20 protein-coding genes and 2 pseudogenes are annotated in these 21,596 nt (G+C 34.3%); 8 read left to right on the plus strand and 14 right to left on the minus strand.

Annotated features, from left to right (window positions below):
• Window positions 1-9 precede the first annotated feature (9 nt).
• The 7 genes from IPL24_17685 to IPL24_17715 all read left to right on the plus strand — a co-directional run bounded on the left by IPL24_17685 (window position 10) and on the right by IPL24_17715 (window position 5,187).
• Window positions 10-435: a SufE family protein gene (locus IPL24_17685; protein ID MBK8365426.1), complete on the plus strand. Its 426-nt coding sequence runs from the start codon at window positions 10-12 to the stop codon at window positions 433-435.
• Entirely contained in the window at window positions 432-782 is a 351-nt protein-coding gene (locus IPL24_17690; GenBank protein ID MBK8365427.1) for a DUF59 domain-containing protein, read from the plus strand. The genes IPL24_17685 and IPL24_17690 overlap by 4 nt, the downstream gene beginning before the upstream one ends.
• 106 nt (window positions 783-888) lie before the next feature.
• Entirely contained in the window at window positions 889-1,401 is a 513-nt protein-coding gene (locus IPL24_17695) for a DUF2480 family protein (protein ID MBK8365428.1), read from the plus strand.
• Window positions 1,402-1,598: 197 nt separating this feature from the next.
• The gene (locus IPL24_17700; protein MBK8365429.1) at window positions 1,599-2,237 is read left to right on the plus strand and encodes a hypothetical protein; all 639 of its coding nucleotides are present in this window, start codon (window positions 1,599-1,601) and stop codon (window positions 2,235-2,237) included.
• Complete coding sequence (locus IPL24_17705; protein MBK8365430.1) at window positions 2,234-2,533, plus strand: transcriptional regulator; 300 nt, start codon at window positions 2,234-2,236, stop codon at window positions 2,531-2,533. The genes IPL24_17700 and IPL24_17705 overlap by 4 nt, the downstream gene beginning before the upstream one ends.
• Before the next feature lie 94 nt (window positions 2,534-2,627).
• Window positions 2,628-4,457, plus strand: coding sequence for a DUF4173 domain-containing protein (locus IPL24_17710; GenBank protein MBK8365431.1), 1,830 nt, complete (start codon window positions 2,628-2,630; stop codon window positions 4,455-4,457).
• Window positions 4,458-4,488: 31 nt separating this feature from the next.
• Window positions 4,489-5,187 carry a hypothetical protein gene (locus IPL24_17715; protein MBK8365432.1) on the plus strand — a complete coding sequence of 233 codons (699 nt, stop codon included), beginning with the start codon at window positions 4,489-4,491 and terminating at the stop codon, window positions 5,185-5,187.
• Between the two features lie 19 nt (window positions 5,188-5,206).
• On the opposite strand, the gene IPL24_17720 is transcribed toward IPL24_17715, so the two are convergent.
• From IPL24_17720 to IPL24_17745, 6 genes are all read right to left on the minus strand, one after another.
• Complete coding sequence (locus IPL24_17720) at window positions 5,207-6,070, minus strand: T9SS type A sorting domain-containing protein (GenBank protein ID MBK8365433.1); 864 nt, start codon at window positions 6,068-6,070, stop codon at window positions 5,207-5,209.
• Between the two features lie 747 nt (window positions 6,071-6,817).
• Window positions 6,818-7,126 (minus strand): hypothetical protein, encoded by a 309-nt coding sequence (locus IPL24_17725; protein MBK8365434.1) that lies wholly within the window; start codon window positions 7,124-7,126, stop codon window positions 6,818-6,820.
• Between the two features lie 37 nt (window positions 7,127-7,163).
• Window positions 7,164-8,675, minus strand: coding sequence for a hypothetical protein (locus IPL24_17730; protein ID MBK8365435.1), 1,512 nt, complete (start codon window positions 8,673-8,675; stop codon window positions 7,164-7,166).
• Window positions 8,676-8,902: 227 nt separating this feature from the next.
• Window positions 8,903-9,493, minus strand: coding sequence for a hypothetical protein (locus IPL24_17735; protein MBK8365436.1), 591 nt, complete (start codon window positions 9,491-9,493; stop codon window positions 8,903-8,905).
• Between the two features lie 77 nt (window positions 9,494-9,570).
• Window positions 9,571-10,125 (minus strand): Crp/Fnr family transcriptional regulator, encoded by a 555-nt coding sequence (locus IPL24_17740; protein MBK8365437.1) that lies wholly within the window; start codon window positions 10,123-10,125, stop codon window positions 9,571-9,573.
• Entirely contained in the window at window positions 10,122-11,273 is a 1,152-nt protein-coding gene (locus tag IPL24_17745; GenBank protein MBK8365438.1) for a M28 family peptidase, read from the minus strand. The genes IPL24_17740 and IPL24_17745 overlap by 4 nt, the downstream gene beginning before the upstream one ends.
• Window positions 11,274-11,439: 166 nt before the next feature.
• On the opposite strand from IPL24_17745, the gene IPL24_17750 reads away from it, so the two are divergent.
• Window positions 11,440-12,879, plus strand: coding sequence for a T9SS type A sorting domain-containing protein (locus IPL24_17750; protein MBK8365439.1), 1,440 nt, complete (start codon window positions 11,440-11,442; stop codon window positions 12,877-12,879).
• Window positions 12,880-12,891: 12 nt separating this feature from the next.
• Here the strand turns inward: IPL24_17750 and IPL24_17755 are convergent, their stop codons facing one another.
• The 8 genes and pseudogenes from IPL24_17755 to IPL24_17790 form a co-directional block, all read right to left on the minus strand.
• Window positions 12,892-13,575: a hypothetical protein gene (locus tag IPL24_17755; protein MBK8365440.1), complete on the minus strand. Its 684-nt coding sequence runs from the start codon at window positions 13,573-13,575 to the stop codon at window positions 12,892-12,894.
• Between the two features lie 84 nt (window positions 13,576-13,659).
• Window positions 13,660-15,027, minus strand: a complete 1,368-nt coding sequence (locus tag IPL24_17760) for an MFS transporter (GenBank protein MBK8365441.1) — start codon at window positions 15,025-15,027, stop codon at window positions 13,660-13,662.
• A gap of 38 nt (window positions 15,028-15,065) precedes the next feature.
• Window positions 15,066-15,659, minus strand: a complete 594-nt coding sequence (locus tag IPL24_17765; protein MBK8365442.1) for a T9SS type A sorting domain-containing protein — start codon at window positions 15,657-15,659, stop codon at window positions 15,066-15,068.
• Between the two features lie 96 nt (window positions 15,660-15,755).
• A pseudogene (locus IPL24_17770) lies at window positions 15,756-17,185 on the minus strand (spore maturation protein).
• A 148-nt stretch (window positions 17,186-17,333) separates the two neighbouring features.
• A pseudogene (locus IPL24_17775) lies at window positions 17,334-17,959 on the minus strand (class I SAM-dependent methyltransferase).
• 81 nt (window positions 17,960-18,040) lie between these two features.
• Window positions 18,041-18,400 carry a hypothetical protein gene (locus IPL24_17780; GenBank protein MBK8365443.1) on the minus strand — a complete coding sequence of 120 codons (360 nt, stop codon included), beginning with the start codon at window positions 18,398-18,400 and terminating at the stop codon, window positions 18,041-18,043.
• Between the two features lie 201 nt (window positions 18,401-18,601).
• Window positions 18,602-19,621 (minus strand): PAS domain-containing protein, encoded by a 1,020-nt coding sequence (locus IPL24_17785; GenBank protein ID MBK8365444.1) that lies wholly within the window; start codon window positions 19,619-19,621, stop codon window positions 18,602-18,604.
• A gap of 119 nt (window positions 19,622-19,740) precedes the next feature.
• A complete protein-coding gene (locus tag IPL24_17790) occupies window positions 19,741-21,348 on the minus strand; it encodes a T9SS type A sorting domain-containing protein (protein MBK8365445.1) in 1,608 nt (535 codons plus the stop codon).
• Window positions 21,349-21,596 lie beyond the last annotated feature (248 nt).

Genomic DNA, 21,596 nt, shown 5'->3' on the forward strand with positions numbered 1-21,596 from the left:
AGAACTAAAATGAAGATCGAAGAAATTGAAAAATCAATAGTTGAAGATTTTGAACTCTTCGATGAATGGGCTGAAAAATATCAGTACATCATTGAACTGGGACAAAAACTTCCACCTCTTGATGATAAATATAAAATTGAAGAAAATAAGATCAAAGGTTGCCAAAGCAGTGTTTGGTTAAATGCATATAGTAAAGAAGGAAAAGTATTTTTTGAAGCTGACAGCGACTCTACCTTTGTGAAAGGTGAGATTGCATTACTTATAAATGTTCTTTCCGGACAAGATCCAAAAGATGTTGTTGAAACTGATTTAAAGTTCATCGATGAAATTGGATTACGTCAGCATATTGCAGTTACCCGCGCTAACGGACTTGCATCAATGATCAAGCAAATGAAATTATACGCATTAGGTTTGAACTCGAAACAATCGGCATGACAGAAAACACGCCATCAACTATAACTCCAGACGGTCATCCGGTCAGATCGTTACGTGAACGAGTGATTGAAACATTGAAAACATGTTACGATCCGGAAATTCCTGTCGATATCTATGAGCTCGGATTAATTTATGAGATCAAAGAACTTCCCGGGAACGACTTGCATATTAAAATGACATTGACATCACCCGCATGTCCGGTTGCTGAAACTTTACCGGTTGATGTAGAAAATAAATTAAAATTAATGCCCGACGTTAACAATGCCACAGTAGAAATCACATTCGACCCGCCATGGGAAAAGGATATGATGAGTGAAGAGGCGAAGTTGGAGTTGGGGATGTGGTGAGTCGAAGTTCAATGTTCAAAGTTCAAAGTTCAAAGTTGGCTTCGTAGGTGACTACGAAGCCAACTTTGAACTTTGAACATTGAACAAAAAAAACATTCTAAAGAAAATGGAACCTATCATAAATAAAGTAGCTTCTTCCGGTCTTATCACCATCGACCTTGAAGATCTCTATCCTGAAGAAGAGCGTATACTTTTTGATCTAAAGCCGTGGTTGTTTCAGGAATTGATACTTAAAGAAAAAGACTTTCGTGAAAATTTAAAAACGCACGACTGGAGTCAATACAAAGATAAATTTGTTGCTGTTGTTTGTTCAGCTGATGCAATTGTTCCGGCGTGGACGTACATGTTGATTTTTTCCCAGCTTGAACCTGTTGCTAAAAAAATTATTTTCGGTGATCTGAAGAGACTTGAAGAAGAAATTTTTGAAGATGTGATCGATTCAATCGATGCAGAAAAGTATCGTGATCAACGTGTGATCATTAAAGGCTGTTCGAAAAAAGAAATTCCACTTTTTACTTATGCTGCATTGACTGCTAAGCTTCGTCCTTTTGTAAAGAGTATCATGTTTGGGGAACCTTGTAGTACTGTGCCGGTGTTCAAGAGGAAGGACACTGTTTAAATTAGGTCAAAGGTTAAAGGTCAAAGGTCACGCGGACTGGCAAAACTCCTAGCTTAATTGGAAATTTCGACTTTTTCTGTGGTTTTTCTGCGTTTTCTGCGCAATTCTGCGGGAAATAAATTTTTGTCGCTATTATTTTGGAATATGCTGAAAATTGATTTGCTTTGTATCGCAAAGTACTTTTAAATCAATCAAAAATGAACCAGCAGGAAAAGCAACTAGAAACACTGACAGAGATCCGTTCACTCATGGAACGCTCTTCACGTTTTATTTCTCTCAGCGGACTCTCAGGAATATTTGCAGGAATTTTTGCTCTCCTGGGCGCAACTGCTGTCGCTGTTAATTATGGTTTTACATTCGATTCAATGTTTTATTATGGAAAAGCAGAACTTGAAACAGGTGAAGCAAATTTGTCTTTTTATATTTTCTTTGGAATTATTGCATTAAGTATGGTTGTCGCTTCGCTGACTTTTGGTTACTACTTTACTTCTAAAAAAGCAAAAAAGAATAACCTTGCAGTATGGGATTCATCTGCAAAAAGATTACTCATTAATTTATTTATTCCTTTAGTTACCGGCGGATTGTTTTGCGAAATTTTAATTTATCACGAACTACTTCCACTTGTTGTTCCTTCTACACTTATATTTTACGGACTTGCTTTACTCAATGCAAGTAAATACACATTAAACGATATTCGTTTTTTGGGAATCTGTGAAATTATTCTTGGATTAGCTTCAGCTATATTTGTGAAATATGGATTACTTTGCTGGACAATCGGTTTTGGTTTACTTCATATCATTTATGGTACAGCAATGTATTACAAGTACGAGCGATGAAAAATTATATCGACGATCTTAATAAAGCATTCGAAAGCAGGATCAGGCTCGGTATCATGTCCATTCTCATGGTCAATGATTCGGTTGACTTTAATACTTTCAAAGAATTGCTCAATATTACAGATGGTAACCTTGCCAGTCATGCTGCTGCCTTAGAAAAACTGGAATTCATTCTGATCAGAAAACAATTCGTTGGAAAAAAACCTAATACGACTTATGCAATTACAAAAAAGGGACGTAAAGCTTTCGGAGAACATCTCGATGGACTTGAAAAATTATTAAAAAAAAGAGAGTGATATTTTTTTATACCATCACTTTGAAATACAAAGTACTTTTAAATAAAGAAACTAGAAACTCATACAAACGAAATTAATCCTAAATATATCTAAAATGAAAAAGAACGATTGGATACTGATCATCAGTGTAATCTTATACAGCTTCCTATTCTATAATCAATTTGCAGGAGTGAATTTTTTAATTTTCAACATCGCTCTGATAATTGGATTATTGTTGAAAGAAAGGGAACTTGTTAAAAATAAAAAGTGGAAACTTTCAGCATTCCTGAGTCTGGGAACTTCTCTGGCAATAACCATTTATGGAAACGGACTCGCAGTATTTGCAAATGTTATTGCTTTAAGTTTGCTTTCTGCATTTAGTTTAAGAAACAACAATTCATTTTTAATATCACTTGCATTTTCTTTTTATTCTTATGCAACGTCCGTTTTTTATATGGTACTGGATTGGCAAAAGCGAGCAAATAGTGAAGCAACAAAATCAGTACCTTCAGTTAAAAGAACATTTCTGATCATAATACCTGTTCTGATCACAATATTCTTTTTGTTTCTCTACAGAGCGTCAAATCCATTGTTCAATGATTTTATTAAGAAAATAAATCTGGATTTTATTTCATTTGAGCTTATCTTTTTTACAATATTTGGATTTATACTTCTTTATGGTTTTTATTATCACAGAAAGATAAATCTTATCTCTGCGATAGATGAAAATTCTAAGCAATCTATATCAGCCGGCGCAAGCGAATCCACATTAATATTTGGAAAATCACTTTCGCAAAGCGATGAATTATTTTCAGGAAAACTTCTCTTCGTCTTGTTGAATATTCTGGTGCTAATAATAAATATTCTGGATTTTGACTTTTTATTTATTAGTCATCATTTACCGGAAGATGTAACATATTCTCAATTTGTTCATCAGGGAATCGGAGCATTGATCTTTTCAATTGTTATGTCTGTACTGATTATTCTCTTCTATTTCCGGGGCGGGATCAATTTTTCGAAAGATAATAAACTAATAAAGACACTTGCTTACTTATGGATAATTCAGAACGTGATCATGCTAATCTCAACCTCAATGAGGAACGGCATGTATATAAATGAATATGGACTGACATATAAACGAATTGGAGTATTTATTTATCTTCTTCTTACTACAATTGGTCTGATTACAACATCTATAAAGATCGCAAAATATAAAACCACATCCTTCCTTATCAGGATAAACTCTTGGCTGTTTTATTTTGTTCTTGTTATTTCATGTTTTGTAAATTGGGATATGTTTATCACCAATTACAATATTAAACATAGTGGGAAAGTCAGTAAAGATTATCTGGTTATGCTTTCTGAAACAAATCTCCCGGAACTTTTTAAACTTGAAAAGGAAGACGTTAAATTAATGAAATCTGTTATTGGTGATTCGGTTACTGATGCACAGAGATATTATGAAGTACAATTGGGGACTAAACTTTTTGAATTTATGAAGCAGGATAAACAAATGGATTGGCGGTCCTGGAATTATGATCATTCACAAGTGAAGAATGATCTTATCGATTTAAATAGTCGTTCTGAAATCCCACGGGTCAGGTTAGTAGAGAAAGGATTATATGATCTCAATGTAATTAAAGAGTTCTGGAATTTGACAGACTTGGATGTTCAGTCGAATTACATAAGATCTGTATCTGAAATTAAATTCTTCCCCGGACTTGTAAAACTTGATCTTGGTTGGAATCGAATTTCGAGATTGGAAGGAATTGATAATCTTCAAAAGTTAGAGTATCTTAATTTGAGAGGAAATCCTATCACAGACTATTCGCCTTTACTTAAGCTGAATAATCTTAAAGAACTTCATTTGCCGATAAATATATCGAATGCACAAGTAGACTCCCTGAAATTACGTTTCCCGGATTTGATTCTTGTCAAGTATTAATTAATTGTTCTACTGCTAATAATTAAAAACAATGAAAACGATCAAATCAACCATGCTGTGGTTGACCCTGTTTGGTATAGCTATGGGTTTTCTTGAGACCTCTGTTGTAATTTATTTGCGGAAAATTTACTATCCGGATGGATTTCGCTTTCCATTAGTTGAAATTGGAAATGATATTTTATTGGTGGAAATATTAAGAGAATTTGCAACTATGATAATGCTTTTATCTATTGGATTGCTGATTGGAAAAACAAAATTACAACGATTCGCATTCTTTATTTTCAGTTTCGCTGTTTGGGATATATTTTATTACATCTTTCTTAAAATATTAATTGACTGGCCGGAATCATTTCTGACACCTGATATTTTATTCTTAATTCCTGTTCCGTGGGTTGGACCGGTAGTGACACCGATCATCTTGTCTATATCAATGATTGTTTTATCATTTATTATCCTCCGACACGAAGAATCGCAGAAATCTAATTCTTTATTAAGAAGGGATTGGGTGCTATTGATCAGTGGGAGTCTAATTGCAATTATTTCATTCCTGATCAATTTTATAAAAACACTGGAAGAAATGATGATGTCTTCAGTTTTTGGAAATAAAATGTCCATCGAAATAATTGAGCCAAACTTTTCATACCTTAACTGGACAGTATTTGGAATTGGCGAATGCCTGATTGTCTATGCAATTATCGGTATCATGAAAAAGAAACCGTTAATTGCATAGATTATTATCAGGAATAAATTTATTCGATTACCAATTTTTTCACCACGGAATAATCTCCGGAAAAGATTTCAGCAGAATAAATTCCGCTTGCAAATGATGAAGTATTTACCTGAACGTTATCAGAATTGAGATCAGCCTGGTAAATAATCTTACCAAGCATATCAGATACACGAACCTTCAAGTTGTTTCCTTTCAATCTGGAGACATCGATTGTTATATTGTTTTTTGCAGGATTAGGATAAATTGAAAAATCCAAAAATTTGTTTTCATCTATTCCTGTGAACAAATCATGTGAAGGCCATGAGGTAACTTGCGATAGGGCATTCCATACAAGATTATCTACATCAGTTGATAGTTGTGTACCATTTGCCGGACGAGTATTTAAAAGAATAGCCCAGTTTAATTGTAAATTTCCTGCCCGAACGAATTCTGTTGTTGTACCCGACAAAGATCCATTATGCCACCAGTTGTTAAAGGAGTTTACGGCAAATCCACATGCATAATTTGGATCGGTTGTCGATGGTTTGATCATCGTGTCAATTGTTGCTGTTGTAAGGATATCCGGCTTTGTTGTAAACCGATCGACAGAAACTAAAAATTTGCATAGATCTTCTGCAGACGAAACCCAGCCACCATGAGCATCCATGTACTCAATATTGAAACCTGCGTAAGGCCATGGAACTTGCGTTGAATTATCATATACAGATGAAGCCAGGGGAGCAAACGGATAGTCATAGTACGTTACTTCATTCGGTAAAATATCTGCTTCAAGATTTCTTCCAAGCTGAATTTCGGTAATACCCATTGGTACGAAAATAGTTCCACGAAGATAATTTTCATAACTCTCACCGGTAATTTTTCTATTACTCTTCCTAAAATACAATATCCGAAGTTTGAATATTGTGCTTGAGTTCCGGGATCAAAATCAAGCATTTTATTTGCAAGCATATAACGAATCATTGTAACTGCATCACCCGGTGGTGGTACACTCATAAAGGTTGCAATATTGTAAGCGTTGAACATCGGATCTCCGGAGATATTTCTATTCCATCCGCCTTCATGTTGCAATAATTGTCTGACAGTAATATCTGTTACTCTGCTATCAAGAATATTCTGGTAAATGGAATCATTCAAAATTCCGGTTGGTCCGAAAACTTTTGCATCGAGTGTAAGTAAACCTTGTTCGAAAAGTTTCATAACTGCAACTGATGTTATCGGTTTTGATAAACTCGCAATTCGGAATACACTATTTGGTTGAACAAGTGAAGATGTAGATGTATTTGCATAGCCAAATCCCCGATTGTAAACAAGCCTTCCATGATAAGTTAAAGCCAATTGGCCACCCGGCACACTATGGTTTGCGAGTAAGGTAGTCATTGCTGCATCAAAGGCAGCTAATTCAGGTACGTATAATCCTGTTTGTGCTTTTGTTTGTATTATACTACTGACGAGAATGAGAATAGAAGTAAAGATTTTTTTCATAGTGATGAGGTTAAGTGATGTTTTCGGATATATTGAATTCAAACTTTCGGGAATTTGAATTTATTTAATTCAAACAGGTAGTAAAACAAATTACTTCAATATTATCAGTTATAAAAATACTTAAAATTGATTACGATGACAAAAATTATTAATGATTACGCAAGTAGAAAGCTAATATTATCAATGTGAAACTTGCCGGAATTCCAATTATGAGTGACCAGAATAAACTTTTCGAATTGTCCCATTTTTGCAGCAAAAACAAATATATCAGGTATGAAAGTAGAAAAGTTGGGACAAAATAAATGAGTAATGCTACCAGATTCCCTATTTTAAATAAATCTCCGACTTCCTTAGTCTCATAGTCAAGCCAGAATAATCCCCAACATGCAAGTAAAACAGAAAATGACAGAATCAAAGTTGATTTGAATGATGATTTGGTAATGGTCTGGGTTGTCATTCTAGGGTTTTTTTGACTAACGAATTCGATTCCTTCTTTATTTTATTTGTAACGGTAAAATTAGTTTATCAAAATCGGTTTTAAATTTACTGTCGAGAACAGGAGTTACCTTATCACTGAAGGAAAAATGAACGCCTTCAATGATTTTCTCTCTATGTTCAATTGGACAGTTTTCTACTATAGAAATTAACTTTAGAAGATCTTTCTGTTCTTTTTTATTCTCAAGAATTGTTGCTGATAAGCCCCAGCCTAATCCAATAGTAAATTCATCACGAAATTCAGCTTTTGAAATATCTCTTATCTTAAATAATTTTTCTGTATCATGTCCGAATTTTCTTGCCGTAACCCATCCGGCTGCTTTGTAAAGCGGATATTCTGTTTTTTTTGTTGAATAAATGTATTCGGTGGATGCAATTACACAAAGTAATATCCAGCTGACGAGTAAGAAGTATTTACTTTTTGCCGAATGATAAAAACCAGCCATCATTATCAGGACTAGAACTGGAATGATGTAACATAAGTGCCGGTAGAATACATAGCCTTTGTGTTCAAAGTACCATGTAAAGAATGGACTAAAAGAATATAGAATGAAAAAAATTATCACAAGAGAAATAGAAAGTGATTTAATCTGTAGCGAAATTGTCTTTGACCGAATGAAGAAAATAATTCCGGTCAAAATGAATGCTGCAATTATATATTTCAGTATTGAACTTAATAGAGCGGGAGAGTTTAGCAAAAACGATCCGGGAAGAGTTTTATACCAGACTTCCATAAAATTTGTTAAACTCGTTGTTGTCAAAAAATTATTTAAAGGAACTCCACGAATTGATGCAACAGGATTTTTTTCCAGACCAAATCCGGTGTCGATAAAAATTCTTGTATATAAGTGCGGCATTAAAATTATAAAGCAAGTAAGACTAAATTTTAATAACGATTTTACCCGCATTCCGGTGAAATTTTCTGAAAGCAATATGTACAGGATAGAAAGTATGACCAACGATATGTTGTCGTAAGAATAGGAGATAGCAATTCCTGACAACAATCCCAGAAATATTATCAGATTTTTTGATTGCTTGTATGTTACTGCTATGTATAAAAAAAGAAATGGAAAAAATGATGATAGGGCATGCATTCCAAAATTTACAATGGTCCAAGGAATAAGAAGAGGAATAGAAAAAATTGTCCATACACCAAACCATAATGCAACTTGTTTCCCAAAGACTTGTTCTGCTACTCTTATCTGAATCAATCGGGAGAAAAAATCAATTGCTAAAGCAACCCAGGATAAAGTTGGTAATATATTTTCAAAAGGCCGGAATAGAATGGAAATAAAACCGAAAAGAAAACTCCCGCCTTCGTGTGGATAATGAATGAACTGTAAATATGAGAATGAAAGACTGTTGAACATTTCATCAATGCTCAATCCCCATGCTAATTGATCAGGAGAAGATAACCAGGCTTTTGTCGAATATCCATAAATAAACCGCACAATTGTTCCTGCAATGAGAATTAAAGTCAGATGGCGGTTATTTATTTTTTCATTTGTCATTAGGGGATGTTTCGGTGGCTAATATATTGAAATTCTTTATAAGATTTAGCCAATGGAATATGTAATGAATTTAATCTGGTAAAAAATAAAACACTAAGATCACTAAGTTTTTAGCACAAGAACACAAGTGATGCTCTTTTCATAGTACCTTTATAGCTGATTTAGTTGAACTCGAAAGTTAGTGATCTTAGTGTTAACCCTTTTCTAAAATTAGTTTCAAGCATTCATTAGAATAAGACCTGATACCCAAAATGAATTGCAACGATATATGAAAATTTATCAATACTGAATTCATTTTCGGCTATGTAATTTTGTCCTGAAGTAATAATTTCTTTTCCAACATTTACCCATGGATTCAAATAGAAACCTGAATTCCGAAATGGTTTATAAACGTAGCCAACCCTTAGATTTGGATAGATACTTTTAAAATTCATGGCTTCTTTTCTTGCATTTATTCCGATCGTTTTTGAATAATAAAAAACGGACGGACCCAAATGAAAACCGGATCTGTTGTCTGATAAAAAGTAATCAGCAAACAAAGCATAACTGGTATTGATCTTCACATCACGGAAACCTTTTTCGAAATTTGATTTCTTCATCATTTTATCCGGAAAATCGGAACGATAAACGGAACCTGTGATTGTGAAGTGATTTAATGTGGAAGGACTATATTTCATACTAAAAGAGTATCCGCCCAGGATAAACGGTGCCGGATCCAATTCGATGGAAAGATAATTCTTCGATGTTGACAAGGTGTCTTCCTTGGCACTTGCTGCAAGTCCAAGCAGAAGAAAGGCGATGATTTTGATATTTTTCATTTGTTTTTGAGTTATTAATTGTCCGGCAAATAACCGGTCATTAAGTTTAATACCCATTAACAAATGATAAAAAGTGATCAGCCTTTCAAAATTTCTTTTCTTAAACGACTTAGCGATACATTTGTAATTCCCAGATAAGAGGCAATTATTGAATGAGGAATCAAATTCTCCAATAAACTATATTCATTTCTGAAATTTATTAGCCTGTCCTTCGCCGACAAAGATGCCAATGAGATTTCTTTCTCTGTCTTTTTAATCAGTTCATTTAATAAAATTGAATTTCCAAAATTTCTTATTTCAAGATTCTGAATCATAAGATTTAAAAACTGATCACTGTCGAATTCGATCAAATGTAATTTTGTTAAAGCCTGTAAATTGAAAAGTGATTGATTGTTTTTTGTTCTTATAATATGTGGTGATAAAACGGAATTTGTTTTATAAAACGATAGTGTTATTTCTTCGCCTTCAGGATTTAGAAGAAAACTTCTGCAGTAACCTTCAACTATGATGTATTCTGAATTATTTCTTTGTCCTACCTTAACGAATACTTCATCTTTTTCAAAGGAAATTTCTTTGAATAATTTTTCTAATTCAGAAAATGAACTATCCGAAAGCGGTAAAATGTTTTTCATTCTGCTCCCATTAGTTTTTTATTAAACGACACAAGAAGTTTAAACAAGTCTTCATGTTCATTCAATGGCAGTGTTTCGCTCTTGTCATAAATATCATGATAGTAACTTATACCACCTAATGTGTAGAAGAAAAAGGAAGGAACACCTTTCTCAGTAAAAAAATAGTGGTCACTATTAGCAGCTTTGCCTCTGGAATTTACAGCCTTTAATAATTGATACTCTGAATTTACATTTTGGAGTATTTTGAACTCTTGAGGAAACTCTGATGCATTTACTACTGTTATTCCATCTATGCCGGTACCTGCCAGATCTGTATTTGTCAGAAACCTTATTTTATTTAAGGGGATCAGCGGATTTTCTGTAAAATATTTTGATCCTACTAATCCGGCTTCTTCACCTGAAAACAAGATAAATCCGATACTATAACGCTGTGGATTTTTTGCATAGAATCTGGCGAGATTCAGAAGAAGCGCAACACCACTTGCATTATCATTTGCTCCGGGGAAATATGTGTCTGAGCCAAGACCTCCGAGATGATCATAGTGAGCAGTAATCAGTAAAAATGAATCAGGAACTATAATTCCATTAACAAAACCACAAATATTAGTTGCTTCAAATTTTTTACGAAATACATTTTCAATATTTATCTTATATGAATTGGGTAATTTATTGATTGATGATTTTAAAATCTTAATAATTGTAAGATCGCCAACTTCCTGCGAAACATCCATTGTCAGTTTCTCTTCTAGTTTTATAATTAACCTGCTACTTTTATCTACAAAGGAAACAGAATCTACCTGAACAAGATTTCCTGATCCGGAAAAGCCTTTACTTTCTGCTGCAAGAATAAAATCTTTTCCGGGAACTAATTTTACATCATTAATTGTTAACTCCATTTTCCCGGGAAATGTATTTACAGAAAAAGAGTACTCCTGATAGTAATTTTTACCTTTCATCGGAAGCAATTTGTATTCCGAAAATTGTTGAGCCAGAAAATTACCTGCTGTCTTCATTCCGTCTTTGGTATAGCCGCGCCCCCAGAAAACTTCACTGCTTAGTGTGTCAACAATTTTTCTCCCAAATTCTAAATCCTGTGCCTTTCCTGAAATTGAAAAAAAGTTGGCAATTACCAGAATAGTATACCGTATGATTATTCTGTTTGATTTCAATTTTTAATTGCTTTTAATTGTATAGATTGATTCAAAATGAGTATAAAATGCATGTGTGTGCAGGTTTGAAATACATAATTACTAAAAAATTGAATAAAGTTTGAAAATTATTATACATTTATTGGACATTTAAATTTAAGTCAAAATGAACTTTAGAAATTACACATTAATTATATTCTTCTTAATTTCTAATTCAATAAATGCACAGAAATACGGCAATGTCTGGCATTTTGGTGATCAGGCAGGAATAGATTTTAAATCCTGTAAAGCAGAAGCGTTTATAAGTAGTTCAATCACCGGTTTTGAAGGATGTGCTGCAATTTGTGATAATAACGGGAATATTTTGTTTTATACAAATTCTGATGTAGTTTGGAATAAAACGAATTCTGTAATGTCGAATGGAAACCTGATCTCCAGCAGTGGGTCGTTAAGTCAGGTTCTAATAATTCCCCAACCCGGATCAACAACTATCTTTTACATTATCACTACAAAAATTCAAGCAAGTGGAAATTTAACGATGCAATATCATACAATTGATATGCTTCAGAATTCAGGACTTGGTGAAGTTGTAAGTAGCAATAATGTAATGACAACCTGGAACATCACTGAACAGGTTGCTGCAACAACTCATGCAAATGGAACAGATATCTGGGTTATGACTCATGAGTATGGAACGGATAAGTTTCTTTCATTTCTTGTTACTTCGGGTGGAATTAATCTGACTCCAATTATTTCTTCAATTGGACCAACGCATGTTTCCTGCACTTCTAATATTAATTCAAGAGGAGAGATAAAATTTTCACCGGATGGAAGTATGGTTGCATTCAATGGAAATGGAGTTGGTAATAATAGTTTGACTAATATTCTTGCGCTTTTTGATTTCGACAATGCGACAGGAATAGTTTCCAATGCAATTAATCTACCCTATAGCAATGGTGAATTCGGTTTGTCTTTTTCCCCTGATAATTCAAAACTTTATGGCTCTACCTGGAAAGCATTTGCCTTTGGAGCAGGAGAGTATAATTATATTTATCAATTCGATCTTTCATCCGGAAACCCAAATTCTATTATCAATTCAAAAGTAATTATTGATTCAGTAGCAACAAATTCGATCTATGGCTCAATGAAAATTGGTCCGGACGGGAAAATTTATGTTGCAAGAATGAACGCTCAATATGTTGGTGTGATAAATGAGCCAAATCTTGTAGGAGTCGCTTGTAATTATGTGAGTAATGGATTCTATCTGGATGGAAAAATTTGTAAGTACGGATTGAATAATTATATCGAATACCAAACTTATTGCACACCGGCAACAAGTATCGATCAAGTGAATGCAGAAAGTAATCTTATTTCAATTTTTCCAAATCCGGTTTCTGAAAAAACAAAAATTAAAATTAAGGTTGAGTTGAAAAAAGCAACAATGATAGTATTCAATTCACTTAATCAAGAGATTTCAAGAATTGTGAATGTTTCAGGAAACCAATTTGAATTTGACAGCAATAATCTGCCTGCAGGATTGTATTATATTTTACTGATTGAAGATAACTCTGAAATAGCAAGAAATAAATTTGTTAAAGTAGAATGAGAGAGTAATAAACTATTTTACAAAGTTCCAGATAGTCCATAGAATGAAACAGCTGATTCCGAGCAGGAATATTCTGTTTCCATGTTTTCTGTCACTAGGCGAATTGGCATAAACACGGACACCATTAGGTAGTGTTTTCTTTTGTGATAATAATAACCATCCGATTATTATCGCCAGTATTCCGCCGAAAAGTGAAAAAATATATCCAAGAACAATCCATAATGTTTCACTTTTATCAGGTTTTGAAAGTTCAACTAAACGTTCTTGTTTCAATTTACTTGTCTGAATAATATCGATTTCCTTTCCTCTTTCTTTCAGGATTTTTTGCGCCAATACCAAATCAAGCGGGCTCCATTCGTCGGACTTAAATATTACTTCCATTAACTCCTCATCTGTAAACTGAAACAAATGATAATCGCTGTCAATACCTTCAATTTGCTTTTTCGAGATTCCAATGATAATATTTTCTGCTTTATTAAAATCTCCTTTTCTTAATTTTATTGTAAACTCTTTTATCGGCTCGCTATTAGTAAGAAGTGGGGCAGGGGTAGTTGTTTCAGATATAATGTAGTCGATTTTAGAATCTTTAAAAGCACTTCCAATTTCGTTTGCATACTCTTCATCATTAAATTTTCTGAATACTACGAATTGATCTGTATGTTCTTCCTGGTAATCAAGTATTGGATCTCCGGCCATAAAATTGATTTTATGTTAAGTTAGATTTAGTTATATTTTTCATTGTAGAATTCAATAGAAAATATTTTTTGTTTTGGGAAATTATTAAATTAAAGGCAAAGGAACCAGACTTTCTGAATCTTTCAATTCCAGATTGTTTAATTTTTCTGCATGTTTACCTACATGAATGAGTTGAAAGATCAGCCAGGCGATTGCAAAGATTATTGTGAATGATAAAATAGTATATTCCCATGTGAAATTTGTTTTGATGGGTCCAATTAATTTTGCACCTGCAATGCGGCCGAGATTTCCAATCGTCATATATAAAGTAAATTGACTGGCGGAAACTTTTTTCCAGCAGAATTCCATAGCATTTGCAAACAAACCAATGCATGTGAATACATAGAAGATCTGGTAAATGATCATGAATCCGCTGATAAACCAGGTCTGACTCCAGTATTTTTGAAGAAATGCCAGTGCAATGTTTATAGTGATCAATAATGCAAAGTAAATATTCAGCATTCTTTTTTTGCCGAATTTGTCTATTAAAAATCCACCAATTAACATTCCACCAATTCCACCGATCAGACTTGCAGTTGCAAAGAATTGAGAGTAGGTGATATTCGTCCAGCCGAGTTCCTGTACTGTAAAGATCGGAAGCAAAGTTGCAATCAAATTGAATGCTGTTTGTGTAACGAATAGTACAAATGCAAGTAGTAAACTATTGCGAAGTGTAAATACTTTGAAAAGTGATTTAAAGATGACACTCCAGTTATGCAACTGCATCTTCTGTGTTTCGACCGATGCTTTTCCTTTTGTCCATGGCAAAAGTTTTTCTCCCGGTCGTTCTCTTAAAAATAAAGGTGCAAGCATGATAATGCTGACTGCAACAGCAAGCATCAGAATTGAAGTGGTAAAACCATATGCGTTAATCAGCCAGCTTCCAATTGCAAGTGATGCCGAGGTGCCTATAATTTTTGCACCCCACATCATTCCGTTTGCTCTTGCCTGTTGATGAATAGGAACAATGTCAATTGCCATTCCATCTGTTGCAACATCCTGAAACGATCCGAAAAAGCCAACTGCAAATCCGGCAATCATCAGGAGATTTAAATTGTTTAATGGATCCGGAACAAATGCCATTGCAATAAAACTGATCATTAATCCAATCTGTCCAAATAAAACCCATGGCCGGCGACGGCCCATTGGTAAATATGTAAATCGGTCCATCATCGGAGCAACTATTATTTTGAAACTCCACGGTAACCCAAAGGCAGCGACAAAAGCTCCGATCTCTCCGGGTGTTTTTCCATTCATCGCCATCCATGCAGGGATCCCAAATAAGGTCATGCCTTCAGGAATTCCTTGTGCTACATATAAAGCAACGAAGTTGAGATATCTTAAAAATGTGTTTTCGGAAAGGGATGGGATGGTTTTTTTTGTACTCAAGTGATTTGTAATCGTTGATTTCATAATTTACTATTTGACAATACGACTACTATATTTTTGGATTATTGCTTAAGTAACTTTCCTGTTAAATATCTACCGTCTTTTGATCTGAGAATATAAATGTAGATTCCCGAAGAGATTGTTGTTAAATTAATATTCAAGATTTTACTGAAACTATTTTGGAGTACTGGTTTTGATAAACAATCAATTAAAGTAAATTGTAATTTTTCGCTAAGGTTTGTTTGAATGTAAAATTCATCAGAAGCATAATTTTGGAATATTGTAAAATCTGATTCGTTAAGTTCAGATATACCAGCGGTAATAATACAGCGTGACCTGGTCGAGTCACGTTGTATATAATTTGGCTTGCAATGTTGATTACTATTTCCAAATGCGTCTGTTATTGTTAAGCAAACAGTGTAGAATCCTATATTTTCATAGCAGACACAATATGGATGTTGATCACTACTTGTTTCACCATTTCCAAAATCCCAATACCATGATGTTATTGGATTTGTCCCTGAACTGGATAAATCGTGAAATCCATTGCCACAACATCCATCATATCCCACCCCTACACATGAGAAATCTGCACTAAGCTGTGCGTAGGAAAAATTGCAAGCGAATACTCCGATTAATAATATAATATTTTTCATGCTATTAAGATTTTGATATTGAACTTATCTCAAATAAAAGTAAATATTTTATAAATACTAAATGTAATAATAGTAGAAAATGAAACTTATCTTGAATTAAAAGTAAGCAATACAAACCAAAGCTCCTACAATCACGCAAACCAAGTCAACTAACAGCATTACACCTAACGTATATCTGGTCTCTTTCACATTTACAGAGCCAAAATACAAGGCAATCACATAAAAAGTTGTTTCAGCTGCGCCCTGAAATAAGCAGGAAAGTTGTCCGGTAAGACTGTCGGGTCCGTAGGTCTTCATTGCATCAAGCATAAATCCACGTGAACCGCCTGCACTGAATGGTCGCATCAATGCTACCGGAATTGCATTGGTGATCTGCGGATCGACATTAAATAGTCCCATCGTAGCACGAATACCTTTCATAATTATTTCCATCATTCCTGAATTCCGGAAAATACTTAACGCAACTAGCATTGCGATCATATATGGAAGAACACGTACACCTGTTGTGAATCCGTCTTTGGCACCATTTACAAATGAATCAAAAATATTTGTCTGATTTAACTTGAAGATCTTTTCATTCAACAAACTGTAAAGTACTATTGCAAGAATGATGAATAAGAGAACAGCATTGCTGAGATTTCCTGTAAAATGTATTTTTTCAATTCCACCAAGACCCATTATGTAGTAAAGGAGTAAACCGATAATTGCACTGATCCCTGCTACAAAGAGAAGCACTACGCCATTTAATAAATTAATCCTTTGTTTTATGCTTACAAATATCAGAGCTGCTATTGTACCGATGAAAGATGTAATAATGGTTGGCAACATAATGTCTGCAGGGTTAGCAGCATTTTGAGCAGCGCGATAGCCGATGATCGAAGTCGGAATTAATGTAAGTCCGGCTGCATGCAGACAGAGAAACATGATCTGACTATTTGATGCACGATCTTTATTCGGATTTACTTCCTGCATACTTTCCATGGCTTTAAGTCCAAAAGGAGTAGCAGCATTGTCAAGACCAAGGAAGTTTGCAGCGAAATTCATCGTCATAAATCCATAAGCCGGATGACCTTTAGGTAGCTCAGGAAAAATTCGTGTGAACAAAGGCGAGATCAGCCTTGCCAGCTTATCTAGCGCATTTGATGCACTTAACAGATTGAGTAAGCCGCAAAAAAAGTCAGATAACCAATCAAAGGCAACCAGATATCCATAATCGTATTTTTGCATGTCTGGAAAATTCCATCTGCGGGTTGTTTTCCTGCAGAGACCTGAACCACTCCAGCATTGGTCACGTGTAAAGAGTATCGTTATGCAATAATCCGGAAGTTCCTGACTTACAAGTTGTGAATATAAAGCTGTATCACCATTTTGAAAATCCTTCAGCGGTTTTTCAGCGATGAGAACAGGATCGCTTTGCTTACCATTTACAACCGGACTGATCGTATATAACCTGCCTGTTGCAGCAATACCAATAGGTAGATTATACTACCTGTTATTATGAAAGACCAAAAACGACTGAGTACCATTGTGCTTCACAAGAAAACAATTAAACAGCAATTTGGAACAGAGAGAATGTTGATTTTTCTCAGAACATTTCAACAGTCAATTTCTTATAACTACAGTATTGATACTCTAATTACTGGTTTCAGGACATTAATTCAGGAAACTCCGGATTTATTTTTTTGAAATTAAAACTGTATGCAGCTCACTTCCTGTATTAGATAATTCATAATTAATCTGAAATGAAGAAAGAATTTCAAATCCTGCGGATGTAAGTTTGTCAATGAGAAAATCTGTTTTGTAATAATAGAAATATGTCCTGTCGCCTGTACTTGCGGTTTTGTATCCGGAATCAACAGGATCTCCTTCAACAAAGCTGATATAAAAGATGCCATTCTCATTTAAAAGATCATATACATCTTTGATCAGGGAAGATGATTCAGAGTCCGAAAGATAAGGAAGACAGAAACCGCACAATGCCCCATCGTATTTTTCCGGATAATTTTGATGTCCCTGCTATCCATAACTTTAAAAGTTGCTGCCGGATAATTTTTTTTGCAAGTAAGATCATATTGGGAGCAATGTCAATACCATCAATCAGTAATTCGGATATTTTGACAAGAGATAGCCCTGTGATGATTCCCCGGGCCACAACCTATATCCAGTAATCTTTGCATTTTAATTTTTAATGTATTGCAAAACTCTCATATGATGTCATATATGGTCAGACCCGTAAATTTTTCCTGGTACAATATGGCGACCTTATTCCAGGTTTCGAAAGTTTCTTTGTCCATGTCCATTTCAAATAGTATGTTATTTACTTAAGCTTCTTAGATTGATCTCTCAGAAAATTTTTGAATATTTTCTTTATTTCAATCATTTCAGAAGGCTAAGGTCTTTTTGAGAATAATAATTGCAGACAAATTATTCTGATAGATAAGAAAACACTCAGAATGTTCAACGATCCTAAAAATTTTATCCCAGATCACTTCAAGATAAAATGACTCTCCTTTTATTTTAAAATCTGTTTTTGTCACTTCCATTTCAAGTGATTCCCGGAGGTGATTACTTGAAAAATAATTTCTTCTGATCGTTAAAAATATAGCAAGAGGCTGAACTATTAAGATCAACCCTACAGTTAAGTATTGATAGAATAGCGGCCTTGGCAAATTAAAAATATTCAGAAAATAAAATGAAATCCAAAGTATCAATAGCAGAGATAACCCAAGTAGAAAGATCATTATAGGCTTTCTATATGCCAATCCAAAGAGAATCTTAAGATATTCCCTGAGCGATACTCTGGTTGTTATTTTCAATGGAGTTTTTTACAGACAAGAATAGTTAAAATTCATACCTTCATTAGTGGTCTGTGAATGTAGAAAAGAATATCCATATTTTGAATTTATACAGAAAAAAAGTGATATTTAACAATGATGAGAATTTCAGGAAAATGATAATTCTATTTCTAATATATATATATTATCATTAAATGATTCAAAGATATTACCCGAGTAATAATCAATCCTGCATAAAATTGAATTGTATTCTTTTGAATTTAAGTTCAGATCTATTTTAGTGTCTGTCGAAAAAGTGATCTTTGTTTTTGAATCCAGATAAATAATAGTGACCTCAATTGCAGTTGATGCCGGACTTTCCTGAAGAATGAAAAAAAAGTATTGAATTATTCTGAATACTGACAGCTTATCTTTGATTGCAATTCTTTCAATGTCGTCTCCGGAAATATTGAGATCTATTAAGAGATTTTTTTCGGAAGAAAATCTTTGACAATACAGTTCAATGGATTCCCTTAATCCCAAAATTTCAATTTCAGTTGGAGTCAGATTCTGACACAATTTATTGATGTCATTGATTGTTTCAACCAGGAGGGAACTTAAGTCTTTGTCGGAGTCAGAAACCTGGTTTTTGTTTTGCGCTCTCGGAAGCATCATTTTGCATACAGCCAGCTTTTGATTTATACTCTCTCTTAAAATCTCTACAAGGTACCGCTTTTCGTTTTCTTCAGTTTCTATTGCCTGGCGCAGGAAATTTCTTTTTGAAATTATTAATTCTTTTTCCAGATTCTTGATGTAGCTTACATCAGCGACATGCACAAAAAATCCTTTCACTTCATCATTGATAATTTCCGGGAGATAGGTGGCCAGAGAATGTCTGATACCCTTACCATCAGGAGTTGGTATTTCTCTTTCGAATAATTGCTTTTCTCCGGATAATGCGCCTTTTATGTATGGCAGATTCTTTTCATATATCGGCCCCAGCAATTCGCTGATATGCATCCGGTCAATCATTTCCTCTTTGGTTTTCCCAAACCATTCAACATATGCATTATTTGCGAACCGGCAGATCAGGTCTTTATCCCAGTAGGCTATCATGGCAGAAATGTGGTCTGCGATTGACAAAGCAAATTCACCGGTATTACTATGTAAAGTATTTTCGGGTATCATCGCAGATAGAGTGTTACATTTCGAAGTAAATATTCAAGTCAACCTTTCTACAATTCTAAATGTATTCTTTCTGGAATGAAAGCTACATGATTCCTGTCATGTGAAGGAAATGTCTTGAACTATGGCGTGATAATTATTTTCTGAGTCGCTTTTTCATAAGGCGTTTCAATGGTTAGGAAATAAGTGCCTCCTAACTTCAGACTTTCAACTTTTTTCCGGAATGAATTTTCACCGACTGTTAAATTAGTTAAAATTATTCGATCTTTTATTTCTCCATTCAGACTATATATTGAGAAAGTTGTCTCTGAAATTTTGTCCAGATTGAATTTCACGACAAAGATTCCATCATTTGGATTAGGCAAAACTTGCAACTTCAATGTCCCTGTACTTTGTATATTCAGATTATGCATTCCGACTGATGAATTTTTGATTACAAAAACTTTGAAGATCTGACTACTTGCGCTACTTTGATTTCCTGTATTTGTGAAAAAGATATTAGCCGCTGTGCTACTTATTCCGCCATAGATATATCCAACTAAGGTTGTATCAGAAGAGAATTCATCCAATTTGAACACTTCATTGCTATAATGTGGGACATTTCTTTGTGGAATAAACTCAGCACCGGCACCCAGGAGCCCGGGCATTTCAACCGGTAATTTGTATTCAGCCATTGATCCACTCGAATTTCTTGTTACACGGGCAATTGTATTTACAAAGGGAACATCATTGTCTTGGACTAAAATTCCTGAGCTATCATAGTATTGTGCAATGCCTCCAAAAAATACATTATGCATTTCGTTATTTGAATTTGAATAGAGTGGCAATACGGCACAATGATAGTGATTGTAATATTGTTGAAATGCATTATTAACAGTATATCCCGTGCTGTCAATGTTTACGCAATTCAAGAATGGTAAATCAATCGTTGGTTGAAATACACCGGAAAAGGCTGTAATACCTTCTGCGCCATCGGGCATTATTTGCTGGACTGCATTATAATCTCTTCGGTGTAGATTGATCGGATCGGTAATAGTAGGAAGGTGATTGATCGAAAGGTTTATATCATCATCAATCAAATTAAATTTCCGAATTGCGTCTGTATAGACTTGAGTATAGGTTGGATTTCCCATTGGATTGTAATTGCCATCAAATTTGTTTCCGCCAACGAGATAGTAGGTATTATTTATTTTTTTCAAATGCCCGCCTGTTACAGCAAACTGAATGTCCGAAATTTGTCGGAAATAAGTTGTGAATGAATTTCCTGAAATAATTGCATTGATCACAGCTGGAACATCGATTGCAGTTAGATTGTCAAACGTTTTTCTTGAAGCCGTTTGTGCGTTATATCCGTAACCACCGATGATATACAAATACTTTCCATCCTGATGAAATTCCATATTGGTTGAACTTAATTGTTCCTGTAATGCAATAGGAAGACTCGTTAGCGGCGCATCCCATTTTTGTTGAGATACAGGGTCAACAACAATTAATTGATTATTATTCCCTGCAACATCAAAAGAAGCAAAAGGCTGTCTTCGGTGAAGACCATCCAGTCGCCCACCTATTATTAACCATTTACCATTTTCCTGGCCGTATGCAAACGCCTGCAATCCGCCAAGTCCTGAAATATTCAATGGTTCGATTTGAATATTAAAAGGTGATGTTTGTGAGTAAACTGATAGGCTGATTAAAATCAGTCCAATGAATGTTGAAATTCGCTTTATCATTCTGTGATATCTTTAGGTACCGCAATTGTACAAAATCGTAAATTATACTTTGGTAACAATAGTCACAGAACTCTACCAGGAAAGTTTGATATTTTTAACAGGGCTATAAATTTCGTTTTTTAATCTGATAAAGTAAATTCCATTCTTCAGTTCCGAGATATTAATTTCAGAAAGATTTGTAGTTCATTTTTTTGAAAGCCTTTCGTAAACTTCGCAGTAATTGATTCAGTTGCTTTTTTTTCAATTAA

This window comes from Bacteroidota bacterium, from assembly GCA_016711505.1.
Classification (GTDB): Bacteria; Bacteroidota; Bacteroidia; order AKYH767-A; family 2013-40CM-41-45; genus JADKIH01.

Coding starts and splice junctions, on each gene's coding strand:
- IPL24_17715 (MBK8365432.1), top strand. CDS start 4,489: ATGAAAACGATCAAATCAACCATGCTGTGGTTGACCCTGTTTGGTATA.
- IPL24_17730 (MBK8365435.1), bottom strand. CDS start 8,675: ATGACAAATGAAAAAATAAATAACCGCCATCTGACTTTAATTCTCATT.
- IPL24_17740 (MBK8365437.1), bottom strand. CDS start 10,125: ATGAAAAACATTTTACCGCTTTCGGATAGTTCATTTTCTGAATTAGAA.
- IPL24_17760 (MBK8365441.1), bottom strand. CDS start 15,027: ATGAAATCAACGATTACAAATCACTTGAGTACAAAAAAAACCATCCCA.
- IPL24_17765 (MBK8365442.1), bottom strand. CDS start 15,659: ATGAAAAATATTATATTATTAATCGGAGTATTCGCTTGCAATTTTTCC.
- IPL24_17690 (MBK8365427.1), top strand. CDS start 432: ATGACAGAAAACACGCCATCAACTATAACTCCAGACGGTCATCCGGTC.
- IPL24_17710 (MBK8365431.1), top strand. CDS start 2,628: ATGAAAAAGAACGATTGGATACTGATCATCAGTGTAATCTTATACAGC.
- IPL24_17750 (MBK8365439.1), top strand. CDS start 11,440: ATGAACTTTAGAAATTACACATTAATTATATTCTTCTTAATTTCTAAT.
- IPL24_17725 (MBK8365434.1), bottom strand. CDS start 7,126: ATGACAACCCAGACCATTACCAAATCATCATTCAAATCAACTTTGATT.
- IPL24_17785 (MBK8365444.1), bottom strand. CDS start 19,621: ATGATACCCGAAAATACTTTACATAGTAATACCGGTGAATTTGCTTTG.
- IPL24_17755 (MBK8365440.1), bottom strand. CDS start 13,575: ATGGCCGGAGATCCAATACTTGATTACCAGGAAGAACATACAGATCAA.
- IPL24_17790 (MBK8365445.1), bottom strand. CDS start 21,348: ATGATAAAGCGAATTTCAACATTCATTGGACTGATTTTAATCAGCCTA.
- IPL24_17685 (MBK8365426.1), top strand. CDS start 10: ATGAAGATCGAAGAAATTGAAAAATCAATAGTTGAAGATTTTGAACTC.
- IPL24_17695 (MBK8365428.1), top strand. CDS start 889: ATGGAACCTATCATAAATAAAGTAGCTTCTTCCGGTCTTATCACCATC.
- IPL24_17780 (MBK8365443.1), bottom strand. CDS start 18,400: ATGATCTTTCTACTTGGGTTATCTCTGCTATTGATACTTTGGATTTCA.
- IPL24_17705 (MBK8365430.1), top strand. CDS start 2,234: ATGAAAAATTATATCGACGATCTTAATAAAGCATTCGAAAGCAGGATC.
- IPL24_17700 (MBK8365429.1), top strand. CDS start 1,599: ATGAACCAGCAGGAAAAGCAACTAGAAACACTGACAGAGATCCGTTCA.
- IPL24_17735 (MBK8365436.1), bottom strand. CDS start 9,493: ATGAAAAATATCAAAATCATCGCCTTTCTTCTGCTTGGACTTGCAGCA.